Here is an 11951-nt window from a genome sequence, read left to right on the forward strand (position 1 = left end):
TTAGTACAATTTTAACATATAAATATTAATATATTAATAATGATATGGTTATTTCTCAATACAGTTTTCACGAAAGTTAAAACAAGTAATATACACCCTTCCTTCCTGATCCATTCTTTATTGAAAATTTTAGGAAAATGTTGTATAATTATACAGTAGTAGAACTTGGTAAAACTTATGGCTGATTCAAGTATTAACATTAGTGAAAAAGTTTTAAAAAACCTTACTCGTTTAGCTAAAGTAAAGAATCAATCAGCTCAAGAGCTAGCAGAGCAGTTTATACAAGAAGCAATTGAAAATGAAGAAGATATGGCAATAGCCAAACTTGCTATTCAACGTGACACTCGAAATGCAAAATTCATCAGGCATGAAGACATCAACTGGTGATAAGTATTTAATCTGCTATGAGGAAAATGTAGTTCACAAAGACATTCCAAATCTTCCAAAGACAATATGGTCAAGGGTAAAAGAAATCGTAAAAGAGCGTCTTACACTTTCTCCTGAGAAGGCAGGAGATCCCTTGCTCGGTGAGTTCAAAGGACATCGTAGAATAAGATCTGGTGATTATCGTTTGGTTTATAGGATAAGTAAATTAGAACGTACAGTAATAATACTGCAATAGAGCATAGAGAATACATCTATAAAAGTTAGAACCTTCCTATAAGCATTGTATATTTCATTATACAGCCCTCTTTCCTCTTCACCTTAGGTGGCTTTGCTCAGCTCAAAAATAACTCATTTTTTGACTATACCCCTATAATTTTACTACTCTACAGACTATAAAATCGATGCTAATAACGAATTAGAGAATAAACGTTGCAAAGAATCGCAGTGGCTCAACTGGAAAGGTTACAGTAAGTTAATACTGGAAGGATACTAGTATGGAGCCTCAGACTCGTAAATGTCTTTTCTGTGTTTTATTGAAACACTTCATACTTTGCAGCATTTACATGATACGATAATCGCCAGTTCTCAGTCTTCTGTATCCTTTGAGTTTGTAACAAAACGATTCACCAAAATCAATTGGATTAACTGTAAGTCGCTCTTTTACTATCTCTTCAACTCTTAACTTTATTGTTTTTGGAAAAGCTCTTCTTACTAACATTTTTCAGGAATTTAATCTTACAGCGCTTTAGTCCCACCTATAGTGGTAAGATTATCTACTTATTCTTGTATGGGAATTTACCAACTATTAAGACATTAAGTGTAGTAAAAATATATTCTAATAGTATGGAAAAATAAATGACACGCAAACAAAATGTATTTGAACAAAATGTAAAAGGTAAAGTTATATTTTTAGATAATTTACATAAAAAAACAATAGGTGAGCTTATCGCTTTTATGGACAAAAACCTAGATATCAAAACCTTTGATTGGATAAGTAACAATACTAGTCATAACATAAAATCTAGAAGAGGTTACAATATTAGTAATAATATGAAACTTAGGTGCAGAGGTGCAGGAATTGGTTTAGCTGCTGGTCTAGTTGCAGCATGTTGTTTATGGCAAGAAACTTTAGCTCTTATTGGCGGTTCTGGTGTAGTGTTGATTGCATTTGCTATAGTTGGTGCGTTACTTGGAGCTGGAGCGGGCTATGTCGTAGGTAAATGTCTTGATAAAATTGAGGTTAGTAAGTGTGCAATAAGCAGATTTTCTTAGAGGTTCGTATTGAATTCTAGCTTTCTTTCAATACTTAAAGATTTACAATCAGAGCAAACTACCTGGCCACGTGGAACTGATTTCAGCTCATCAGTTGAAACTTTACTTGAGCAGAATATGCATTTTATTTTATCACTTGGGGCGAGTGAGTGATCAACAGCAATTCTATCATCAAAAACAAAACACTCGCCTTCCCAATTACCACTTTTATTACCAGTTTTTTCAAGGTAGGAAAGAATACCGCCTTTAAGGTGATAAACATCGTTAAATCCAAGGCTTTTCATATATGCTGTAGATTTCTCACATCTGATTCCACCAGTGCAGTACATAGCCACTTTCAGATCTTTACTCTCAGAGAAAGACTCTGCCCACTGAGGAAAATCTCGAAAACGCTGAGTATGTGGATTGATTGCATTTTTAAACTTGCCTAGTTTTACTTCGTAATCATTTCGTGTGTCTATCACTAAAACATCAGGTTGAGAGATAAAATCATCCCAATAATCTGGATCAATGTACTGACCTCTAACGGAAGTATCGAGATTACTTACACCAAGATTCACAATTTCTCTTTTTAATCTCACTTTCATCTTACTAAATGGTTGATATTCTGCTGCACTCTCTTTCCATGTAAGGTCCCTTAGTCTATAATCAGAACGTAGAAAATCGAATATTTTATCAATCGCGTTTCTTTCACCAGATACGGTTGCATTAATACCCTCTTCTGCAAGGAGTATAGTACCCTTTAATTCGACATTGTCGCATGCAACTTTTATTTCATCTTTCATGTCATAATAATTAGAGAGTTTTACAAAATGATAGAAAGTTGCAATGACAAAACTCATAATTAATTAGTTTATCGATTTAAAACATAATATATAAAATTATGAAGATATTCAATAGGACGGCTGTTAATTACTGGATATCTTTAGTTTTTGCATATAACATTTTAATATCAAATATAGATTCAAGTTAATGTTTCTGAGAGTATTTAAAAATATATTCTTGTTTTTAGTAAGTGTATTATTTGTCTGCCCTATACTATCGTTAATATCGATTCTATTTACAGAATCAGCAAACTCTGGATGGGTAATTAGTAGACTTTTTCCTGAATATATACTCAATACGTTAATTTTGATGGTAGGAGTAGGGTTAATATCCTTTATATTTGGAGTAATTCCAGCTTGGCTTACTACATTTTTTTCGTTTCCCGGAAGTAGAATTTTTGAGATTGCCTTATTCTTTCCGATATCAATTCCTGGATATATAGTATCGTTTGTTTATGTAAATACGCTAGAGTTTTCAGGTCCGATTCAGAGCTTGTTAAGAGATACTTTTCAATTGGGCAAAGGTGACTATTGGTTTCCCGAGATCAAATCCCTAGGTGGTGGAATATTAGTAATGGGATTTAGTCTATATCCATACGTTTATATGTTGGTCCGCTCAAGTCTAAAGAGCGTTAGTAACTCAGTCACTATTGCATCAACACTTGGGTTCTCCTCATTACAGAGTCTGTTTTCTGTCATCATACCCTCCATACGTCCATCAATTATAGCTGGGTTATCCTTGGTACTAATGGAAGTAATTACAGATTTCGGCACACCACAGTTTCTTGCTATCGATACTTTCACGACAGGAATATACCGTACTTGGTTTTTATTGCATGACAAATATTCAACTACTGTTTTGGCAGTTGCAGAACTGATTTTCGTTGCAACACTAATAGTTATCGAGAAAAAACTACAAAAAAGAGAAATATCTTACTCTTCAATCAATACTAATGCAGATTATCACAATAAACGTAGTATAAACGGTTCTATATCGTTGATCTTTTCTTATCTTATGTGTTTATTGCCGATATTAATAGGCTTTATTTTACCAATGATTCCACTTATATATTGGAGCATAGAGAAAGGCTTTTTCATATACGAAGCAAGATTCTATAATATAATAGCAAACAGTATTAGTTTATCATTTATTACCGCGCTAATCTCGATCAGCATTGCAATAATTATTGGATATACAGCACGTAAAAATAAGGTAATAAGCAATATAGCACGTCTCATTTCTCTTGGATATGCAATTCCAAATGCAATTATTGCAATTAGCATAATAATGTTTTTAAGCAGAATATCTTCTTTCATTACTCAATATATTGTGGAAATTAGCTTGGTAGGAACTATTGGTGCATTAGTTTACTCATATTTATTTCGTTTTTTTGCTATATCTTTCAAAGCGATAGAGTCGGGACTCAAAAAAACACCAAATGAAATTGAATGGACTGCATATACTATGGGTCATGGGCCTATTTCCACGTGCCTGAATATTCATATTCCCCTTATCAAGAAAAGCATACTATCGGGATTTCTGCTCGTGTTTATGGATACGGTAAAAGAACTCACGGCAACACTAATTATCAGACCATTTAATTTTGAAACTATATCAACTAGAATATATGAACTTGTAAGCGACGAGCGTTATAGAGAAGCTGCCCCATTTTCGTTAATGATAGTTATTATAGGTTTAACCTCTACAATAATCTTATTCACACTTGATGATAAGAATCAAAAATAAACTATTTTGCATCTGTTCAGCAGAGTAACAAAATAAGATAGACGAAAAAAGACAACTATAGAAGCAAATGGTCAGTGCTTTCGTGTTTATCAACTTAGTTGGATCTCAGTATCAGCTACTCGGATGACATTATGGAAGCTCAAATGACAAAACAAGAAGCACTGGTTTCAGATGCACTTAAACAAATACACTATCTTGATGATCAATGAGGTCTAGTGTTAACGTATGGACTATCTAAGGAAAAGGGTGGTACCATAACATCAAAGGTTTTTATGCTCTCTTCGTTCAGAAATTCATATTTACCCTGCATTATTCCTGATGGTGTATTTAAGTATGTTCCACTTGTATATTTGAATACCTCTCCAGATTTTATTACAGGTTGTTCTCCAATAACACCAACTCCAGCAATTTCATTTATTTTGCCCTTATGATCTATTATTCGCCAATAGCGACTTAATAATTGAATGGTTGATGAGCTTTTATTTTTTATCTTAACATTATACATCCATACGTAACAATTTTCATAAGGAATGGATTGCTCTTCAATGTAAATTGGCAAAACTGTAACTTCAACAGAATTAGTAATAAGTGTGTATTTCATGGTCATCGTAAAGTGTTCATGATAAAAATTTAACACACTTCAATTATACACTTTTTTCATAGATTTTCCAAGCATATTATCGTACTCTAACTAGGAAATATTAATCTACATGATGAACAAAACAGATCCACTGGATAAAAAAGTGATAGGAATAATAGGAAGTGGGCAATTAGGTAAAATGACTGCTATCGCTGCAATAAAACTTGGGCACAAAACGCATATTTTTGCCAGTGCTAAAAACGATCCAGCTTGTTCTGTTGCTGATGATTTAACAATAGCAGACTTCTGTGATAAGAGGGCACTTGAATCTTTTGCACAGAGTGTGGATTTAGTCACTATTGAGTCTGAAAATATTCCATGTAGTGCAATTGATATTGTGTCGCTGCACGCAGATTTTTATCCAGGCAAAAAGGCGTTACACATTTCGCAAAATAGGCTGAGAGAGAAAGATTTTATTAGAGATTTAAGCATAAAAACTGCTGATTACAAAAGTATACAAAATTATAATCAGCTACTAGAAAGTAGTGAAACTTTTAGCTATCCAGTGAGGCTAAAAACAACAGAAATGGGTTATGATGGAAAAGGACAATATGTGATTGAAAATGATTCTGAACTGAAGCAATTTGCTTCCTTCGATTGGAATAAAGAGTACATTCTTGAAGCAAGTGTTGATTTACTGAAAGAGGTTTCAATAGTCGTTGCAAGAAATAAAAACGGTAAAGTAGCTTTTTTTCCTATAGCAGAGAATCACCACGTTGACGGAATACTTAATACTTCAATAGCACCAGCTAAAATAGATAATAAATTAGCCCAAGAGGTACAAAAAACTGCAAAGAAAATAGCAACTGCACTTGATGTAGTAGGAATCCTAGCTATTGAATTTTTCATCACTCAAAATCATGAATTACTAGTTAATGAATTGGCCCCAAGACCCCACAATTCTTGCCACTGGAGCTTGGATGCATGCAACGTTAGTCAATTCGAGCAGCTGGTGAGGGTAATATGCGGATTACCTATGCAGGAAGTAGTATTACGCTTTCCTTGCATGACAAAAAATATAATAGGTAATGATATATATAATTCTCACAAATATTTGAGCAACGAAAAAGCTAGTTTAACCATATATGGGAAAAAAGAGGTTAGGGACAAGCGTAAAATGGGACATGTCAATATAGATTTAAGTTATTGAGCTATAAATGCTCTTTGATCAAGATCTCCAAGATCTGCACTATATTTAGTGCTGCACCTTTGCGTAGATTATCAGCTACTATCCACATATTTAATCCGTGTTTAACGGTATCGTCTTGTCTAATACGCGATATGTATACGGCATCCTCTTGCACAACATCAATCTGAGTCATATATCCACCATCTTCGCGCTTATCTTGTACTAAAACTCCATCGTCTTCACTGAGCATTTTACGAGCTTCTTCTTCAGTTATATGCTGATCAAATTCTACATTTACTGCTATAGCATGACCAACAAGAACAGGTACTCGTACACAAGTTGCAGTTACTTTTATATCCTCTTCTAAAATTTTTTTTGTCTCCTCTTGCATTTTCCACTCCTCTTTTGTAGAACCATCTTCCATGAACTCTCCTATATGAGGAATGCAATTAAATGCTATTTGCTTAGGAAATATTTCAGGTTTTTTAGCTTCATTCATAAAGATTTTTTTTGTCTGATTGTAAAGCTCATCCATTGCTGCTTTACCTACACCAGAAGTTGATTGATAAGTTGAAGCAACGATTCTCTTTATTTTTGCTTTTTTGTGTAATAAATGTAATGCCAGCAACATTTGTATTGTAGTACAGTTTGGATTAGATATTATGTTATGGTTTTTATATTCCGTAATTTTATCTTTGTTGATCTCTGGAATAACTAGTGGCACGCCTTCTTTCATCCTAAAATAGGAAGTGTTATCTATCACAACGCACCCAGCCTCAGTTGCAATTGGTACGTATCTCTCAGAAACATGAGATTCTGCACAGAAAATGGCTATATTAGTTCCAACGAAATCATAATCCTCAAGGCATAAAACTGTTAACTCTTTGTCACCAAAACTCACCTTTTTTCCCTTTGATTTTTTCGATGCAAAAGCAACAACAGAATCTATCGAAAATTTTCCCTCTTTTTGAAACTCAGCAAGCATGGTCAATACCTCATATCCTACTCTTCCTGTTGCTCCAATAACTGCAATCTTACATCCCATATAAATAAACCTCTGATTTTAAAGCTATATTATATTTTTACTGATAAAATTTACAATTACTTTAATATTTTTACCTTGCAATTAACCATAATTTAGTTATAATTATAAGACACTAGTAATATTGCATGGTAGAATGAAATGAGTAAAAAACATGATGACACTAAGGTCAAACCTGCAGTATCTGAATTTCAAAAGCCTGAAAAAGTCAATAGATTAGAGATTCAAAATGTTCTTTCGAAAAAAAGCAAGCCAGCGATAAATTTTGATGATAAAAAGTATGGTGTAAAAATTTCTAAGATAGACCAGCATCTTTCAAACAAGAAGCAAGAATCTTTTGGATTAAGAGATTTTTTAAGTTCAATACCAATAATAGGAAGATTTTTAGTGAAAATTTTCACGCCTGAAAAAGAAGAGTATAAAAAACTGCAATCGCAAATAGGTCTTTCTAATAAAGCAAAAAATGAGATCTACATAGATAATAAACGCACAGAAGAAGTAGGTAGCAAACTTGAGAATGGTAATATTGAACAAGTAGATAAAGAGAAAAAAAATCTTGGCCCATAAATATTAACCATTTAAAGTGTATCTCTCACTACTGAATTTGTTGCACAGAAGTTTTGCAGTACCAAAATAAATAAATGGGTATGCCACTTGCAGTGAACAGGCTCGAAGTCAGCAGAGTACCTACAGGGGTTTCTAATATCACCCAACAACAAAAGGTTGTTGCTATGCTACCAATTAAAAGCTTATAACAACTCCTCTCCTGTATAATAACCTTTAGAAAGGCAAAACAGCACGCAAGATAAACGAACAAAAATGAAATTACAGAAAAGTCAATAATCGACGTAATCTGCTGGGCAAAATTGTTGTTTGAAGTGAGAATTAGTAAAATTGCAGTTCCAATTGAACTAACTGTTATTCCCCAAAAAGGAGAGCCATGCTTGTTCCTTTTAGCAAAGAATTTTGGCATTAGTCTATCTTCTGCAAGACCAAAAGCAACTTGTCCACTAGATAAAACCCAAGCGTTTAGACTGCCAACACAAAAAATGAATGCAACTATAGAAACAATTAAATGCCAATTACCAGAAAACATAATTTTTATCGCATCAACATATGGTGCTCTTGAACTTGCTAAATTGTTGCCATTGATCAATCCCATAATTGCAAAATTGTTGATAAAATATATAACAGCAACACAAACTGTGCCAAGCACCACAGCTTTTGGTATAGTTTTAGCTGGATTATCAACTGACCCTGCAGGTGCTGTTGCCAATTCAAGTCCAATAAAACACCATAAAGTAAGGAGTGTAGAGCGGGCAAGAATTTGCGATGTTGTAAGACTTAATATTTCTTCACTTATGATAAAATTATTTCTATCGAAAAAAAACAACGCTACTACAGGTATTGCAAGCAATACAGCAACCTTCACAACCGTGAGCAGAAACTCAACGTGCCCTGCAGTAGCTATTCCCCTTAAATTTATTAATGTAATGATTGTAAATAACAACAGCTCTAAAAATAAACGCATACTTTTGATATCTTCATGGAAAAATGGTGTAAGATAGCCAACACCCACAACTATTAAAGCTGTTGTACTAACCCATGAGATTACCCAATATGTCCAACCAACAAAGAACGCTGCAGCAGGACCAAAAGTATGTTTCACATAAACGTGAGGACCTCCTGTTTCTGGAAACTTTGCACATAGCGTAGCAAAAACTAGCGCAAGAGACACAGCACCAGCTCCTGATATCATCCAACTTATAAGGCTATAAGCGCCATATGGAGCAAGGCTAATTGGAAGCATAAAAACCCCAGAGCCGATCTGACTACTAATGACTAAAGCAAAAACAGCCCAAAAACCTATTTTATTTGACACAATACCTCTTAATTCTATTAATGTAAGCCAGTAGTATAGCTTAAGAATTTTAGCAAATAAAAAATTTAAGTTAAGTTTTTAGTTTATGATACCAAAGTAGATAAATAAGTGTTCCGCTTAAAGGGAATAGACTTGATATTAACAATGTTTTTATAGAAGTCTCGTATATTACCCAACAGCAAAAAGATACAGCCACACCTCCAATTAAAAATTTGCAGTAGCTTTTGTCTTGTATATTAACTTTGAGAAAAGCAAGGCTACATGCTAAGTAGATAAACAAAAATGACACCACAGAGATATCAATTATTGAAGTTACTTGCTCAGCAAAACTTTTGTTTGACGTTAGGATAAGTAAAACTAACACCCCCAAAGTACTGAGTATTATTCCCCATAATGGAGCATCATGCTTATTTTTTTTGCCAAAAAATTGCGGCATTAACTTGTCTTTTGCAAGGCCTAAGGTGACCTGTCCATCAGCTAAAAACCAAGCATTTAAATTACTTACAGAAACGATAAAGGCAACAACAGAAATAATTAAATGCCAATTACCTGGAAACATAATTTTTATCGCATCAACATATGGTGCTTTTGAACTAGCTAGGTCATTACAACTTATCAATCCCATAATTGAAAGACTATTGATGAAATATATCACAGCAACACAGACTGTTCCAAGCACTATAGCCCTTGGTATTGTTTTAGAGGGATTATTGACATATCCTGCAGGTGCCGTTGCTGATTCAAGTCCAATAAAACACCATAGAGTAAGGAGTGTAGAACGAGCAAGAGTTTGTGATATTGTAAAGTTTGATACTTCCTCGCTTACAATAAAATTATTTTTATCAAAGAAAAACAACCCTGCGATAGGTATTGCGAGAAGTGCAATAATTTTAACAATGGTCAGCAGAAGCTCAACATGCCCAGCAGTAGTTACTCCCCTTAAGTTTATTAGCATAATAGCTAAAATTAATGTTATTTCTAAAAGCAAACGTATATCTTGTATATCATTATGAAAAAGCGGGGCTAAATAACCGATACTTGCAATTGTCACAGCTGTTGAGCTTACCCACGAGCTTACCCAATATGTCCAGCCAACAAAAAAAGCTGCTGTAGAGCCAAAGGCATGTTTCACATAAATATGAGGACCACCCGTTTCTGGAAATTTTGCGCAGAGTGAAGCAAAAACTAAAGCAAGAGATATAGCACCAAATCCTGATATAACCCAGCTTATGAGGCTATAAGCGCCGTATGGTGCAAGGCTAATTGGGAGCATAAAAATTCCAGAGCCGATTTGGCTACTGATCACCAAGGCGAAAATAGCCAAAAAGCCTATTTTATTTGACACGACAATGTTTAATTTTTATCTGAATATATTAACAATATAGCTGAAGCTCGAAAATTTCAATTGATCTTTTTTGTATAAAAATTTGCATTTTTTTAATTTAAGCATATAATGAGAAGTATATTAATAGGTTATTAAGAAGTGGTTTATGAATCCGAGGTTAAAAACATTTTTGGTTGTTTGTGGGTATGTTCTATTAGTTGGTGCTGCTATTGGAGCAATTTTTTTATTTGACTACTTACTTGAGATCTTTATTGATGCGCTTTATGCATTCCTTCTTGCCAAAACTTCAAGTGAGGTGTTAGCTGTTTTTGGAACACTTGCAGTTTTACTTGCCACTTGTGTTTTGTGCTACGGACTGCATAAGCTCTGTTCTATTTTTACAGAAAAGATTACAAGTAGCTATCAATCTTTCAAAAATGAAAATAGTGATGATAACATTTTTTCTGAAGTATATAATGACCCGACAATAGGGTTGAAAGATAAGATTTTATTTTTTTCTATATACTCAATATATTGTATCCAATTACCATTTTTGTATTGTTCATCGAAGATATCAGAGCTTAGCAGAACATTATCAAATAGTAGAGCGTTGGGTCTTAGAATATGTTTAGTGCTTATTAATACTATATTATTGATCCCAGTAGCACTTCTTGAGTTAATAAAGTATCCATTAATAAAGCTCTTCTCGCCTCTGGGTTTAAGTGTAAAGCAAATGAGCTTTTTGTTTAATGTAAGTGATGTAGGTACTGGTAATCAGAATGTTCATACTAGAAGTTTTGAGCAAAGCGTTATTGAGTGTGCCAAAAAATTAAAGGAAGAATATGGTAGTCCGTCAAACGAGCTGAATGAAGAATTTAAAAGTTATATAAGAGGTTTGACAAATCCTCAGAAAGAACTGATAGCACCTTATTTGAAGGTAGATAATTATAGAGAAGGAGAATGGGTAAGATGGGTAGATTCTAAAACCGGACTGACATTAACACAGGCCATAAATTTAGTTTTAATTGCAGCAACAAAGCAAAATGCAGATGTAGAGCTGTTGAAATCCATATTGCTGGTTCGTTTTGAGGAAAGTAATCGCCAATGTGGTCCTGGAATGCTTAATCGTATCATTTATGCATTAAGTGGCCTTGAAGCAGAAAATAATTTTGCAGCTCAACTAGAACCTCAGATAATAGGAGAGTTGGCAGGTAATGCTACTAAAAAATTTCTTGAGCAATCTGTAGATAAGCACTACTTTAAAATAAAGATTTTAAAAGAAAAGTTTGACGACTTATATTCGCTAGGTTCTGGAGTGGATTTGAGCAATGCAAATGATGAAGTAAAGGATGGAATTTCTCATATGAGAGATGCTATAAAAGAATTTGTGTTTAAAGAATTATATGTGAAGTTTTATAATGACTATGGAGAACATATTCGAAGAGGGCAAATAAAACAAAGGCTGAGAGAATTAATAACAGATGAAGTCATAGATGCAGCAATATCTTATCAGATAAATGAGATAGAAGTTCCTGCAGAACCATCTACTTATCTTGAAAAGATGAAAGCATTTTTTGCAGGGCATACAAGATTCTCTGCTGCTTAGAGCTCTGAGACTTGCCTAAGCTTTGATTGTGAGTTAGGCGTGAAGCTAAAATTGGTATTTACAATTAACTCACAGCAAACTAAACGATGGCAATCTGG

The 11951-nt window shown here is 33.9% G+C and carries 13 protein-coding genes; 7 read left to right on the plus strand and 6 right to left on the minus strand.

Annotation, left to right across the window (positions count from 1 at the left end):
* Positions 1 to 177 precede the first annotated feature (177 nt).
* On the plus strand, positions 178 to 387 hold the full coding sequence (locus OOL05_RS05525) for a DUF6290 family protein (protein ID WP_007302130.1): 210 nt from the start codon (positions 178 to 180) through the stop codon (positions 385 to 387).
* The gene (locus OOL05_RS05530; RefSeq protein WP_264730123.1) at positions 350 to 622 is read left to right on the plus strand and encodes a type II toxin-antitoxin system RelE family toxin; all 273 of its coding nucleotides are present in this window, start codon (positions 350 to 352) and stop codon (positions 620 to 622) included. The genes OOL05_RS05525 and OOL05_RS05530 overlap by 38 nt, the downstream gene beginning before the upstream one ends.
* A 324-nt stretch (positions 623 to 946) precedes the next feature.
* On the opposite strand, the gene OOL05_RS05535 is transcribed toward OOL05_RS05530, so the two are convergent.
* On the minus strand, positions 947 to 1105 hold the full coding sequence (locus tag OOL05_RS05535; protein ID WP_019236727.1) for a type II toxin-antitoxin system RelE family toxin: 159 nt from the start codon (positions 1103 to 1105) through the stop codon (positions 947 to 949).
* A gap of 137 nt (positions 1106 to 1242) precedes the next feature.
* Here OOL05_RS05535 and OOL05_RS05540 point away from each other — a divergent pair, with 137 nt between their 5' ends.
* Positions 1243 to 1659: a hypothetical protein gene (locus OOL05_RS05540; protein ID WP_264376038.1), complete on the plus strand. Its 417-nt coding sequence runs from the start codon at positions 1243 to 1245 to the stop codon at positions 1657 to 1659.
* On the opposite strand, the gene trhO is transcribed toward OOL05_RS05540, so the two are convergent.
* Positions 1656 to 2501, minus strand: a complete 846-nt coding sequence (gene trhO, locus OOL05_RS05545; protein WP_264730125.1) for an oxygen-dependent tRNA uridine(34) hydroxylase TrhO — start codon at positions 2499 to 2501, stop codon at positions 1656 to 1658. The genes OOL05_RS05540 and trhO overlap by 4 nt on opposite strands.
* Before the next feature lie 130 nt (positions 2502 to 2631).
* On the opposite strand from trhO, the gene OOL05_RS05550 reads away from it, so the two are divergent.
* A complete protein-coding gene (locus tag OOL05_RS05550) occupies positions 2632 to 4230 on the plus strand; it encodes an ABC transporter permease (RefSeq protein ID WP_264376040.1) in 1599 nt (532 codons plus the stop codon).
* 202 nt (positions 4231 to 4432) lie between these two features.
* Here the strand turns inward: OOL05_RS05550 and apaG are convergent, their stop codons facing one another.
* A complete protein-coding gene (gene apaG, locus OOL05_RS05555) occupies positions 4433 to 4837 on the minus strand; it encodes a Co2+/Mg2+ efflux protein ApaG (RefSeq protein WP_010402892.1) in 405 nt (134 codons plus the stop codon).
* Positions 4838 to 4943: 106 nt separating this feature from the next.
* On the opposite strand from apaG, the gene OOL05_RS05560 reads away from it, so the two are divergent.
* Entirely contained in the window at positions 4944 to 6020 is a 1077-nt protein-coding gene (locus OOL05_RS05560) for a 5-(carboxyamino)imidazole ribonucleotide synthase (protein WP_010402894.1), read from the plus strand.
* 1 nt (position 6021) lies between these two features.
* On the opposite strand, the gene OOL05_RS05565 is transcribed toward OOL05_RS05560, so the two are convergent.
* Positions 6022 to 7044: an aspartate-semialdehyde dehydrogenase gene (locus OOL05_RS05565; RefSeq protein WP_264730128.1), complete on the minus strand. Its 1023-nt coding sequence runs from the start codon at positions 7042 to 7044 to the stop codon at positions 6022 to 6024.
* Positions 7045 to 7182: 138 nt separating this feature from the next.
* On the opposite strand from OOL05_RS05565, the gene OOL05_RS05570 reads away from it, so the two are divergent.
* Positions 7183 to 7608 carry a hypothetical protein gene (locus OOL05_RS05570; protein ID WP_015587974.1) on the plus strand — a complete coding sequence of 142 codons (426 nt, stop codon included), beginning with the start codon at positions 7183 to 7185 and terminating at the stop codon, positions 7606 to 7608.
* Between the two features lie 28 nt (positions 7609 to 7636).
* Here OOL05_RS05570 and OOL05_RS05575 read toward each other — a convergent pair whose 3' ends face one another.
* Both OOL05_RS05575 and OOL05_RS05580 read right to left on the minus strand, forming a co-directional pair.
* Positions 7637 to 8923 (minus strand): APC family permease, encoded by a 1287-nt coding sequence (locus tag OOL05_RS05575; RefSeq protein WP_264376041.1) that lies wholly within the window; start codon positions 8921 to 8923, stop codon positions 7637 to 7639.
* A 70-nt stretch (positions 8924 to 8993) separates the two neighbouring features.
* Positions 8994 to 10268: an APC family permease gene (locus OOL05_RS05580; protein ID WP_029237623.1), complete on the minus strand. Its 1275-nt coding sequence runs from the start codon at positions 10266 to 10268 to the stop codon at positions 8994 to 8996.
* Between the two features lie 145 nt (positions 10269 to 10413).
* On the opposite strand from OOL05_RS05580, the gene OOL05_RS05585 reads away from it, so the two are divergent.
* A complete protein-coding gene (locus tag OOL05_RS05585) occupies positions 10414 to 11853 on the plus strand; it encodes a hypothetical protein (protein WP_264376042.1) in 1440 nt (479 codons plus the stop codon).
* The last annotated feature ends 98 nt before the right edge of the window (positions 11854 to 11951 follow it).

The sequence above is a fragment of the Wolbachia endosymbiont (group B) of Episyrphus balteatus genome, assembly GCF_947250575.1.
Lineage (GTDB): Bacteria > Pseudomonadota > Alphaproteobacteria > Rickettsiales > Anaplasmataceae > Wolbachia.

Bases quoted from the DNA above. Each gene is read 5' to 3' on its own strand.
- OOL05_RS05560 (WP_010402894.1), top strand. From the start codon at position 4,944: ATGAACAAAACAGATCCACTGGATAAAAAAGTGATAGGAATAATAGGA.
- apaG (WP_010402892.1), bottom strand. From the start codon at position 4,837: ATGACCATGAAATACACACTTATTACTAATTCTGTTGAAGTTACAGTT.
- OOL05_RS05585 (WP_264376042.1), top strand. From the start codon at position 10,414: ATGAATCCGAGGTTAAAAACATTTTTGGTTGTTTGTGGGTATGTTCTA.
- OOL05_RS05550 (WP_264376040.1), top strand. From the start codon at position 2,632: ATGTTTCTGAGAGTATTTAAAAATATATTCTTGTTTTTAGTAAGTGTA.
- OOL05_RS05565 (WP_264730128.1), bottom strand. From the start codon at position 7,044: ATGGGATGTAAGATTGCAGTTATTGGAGCAACAGGAAGAGTAGGATAT.
- OOL05_RS05540 (WP_264376038.1), top strand. From the start codon at position 1,243: ATGACACGCAAACAAAATGTATTTGAACAAAATGTAAAAGGTAAAGTT.
- trhO (WP_264730125.1), bottom strand. From the start codon at position 2,501: ATGAGTTTTGTCATTGCAACTTTCTATCATTTTGTAAAACTCTCTAAT.
- OOL05_RS05530 (WP_264730123.1), top strand. From the start codon at position 350: ATGCAAAATTCATCAGGCATGAAGACATCAACTGGTGATAAGTATTTA.
- OOL05_RS05535 (WP_019236727.1), bottom strand. From the start codon at position 1,105: ATGTTAGTAAGAAGAGCTTTTCCAAAAACAATAAAGTTAAGAGTTGAA.
- OOL05_RS05525 (WP_007302130.1), top strand. From the start codon at position 178: ATGGCTGATTCAAGTATTAACATTAGTGAAAAAGTTTTAAAAAACCTT.
- OOL05_RS05570 (WP_015587974.1), top strand. From the start codon at position 7,183: ATGAGTAAAAAACATGATGACACTAAGGTCAAACCTGCAGTATCTGAA.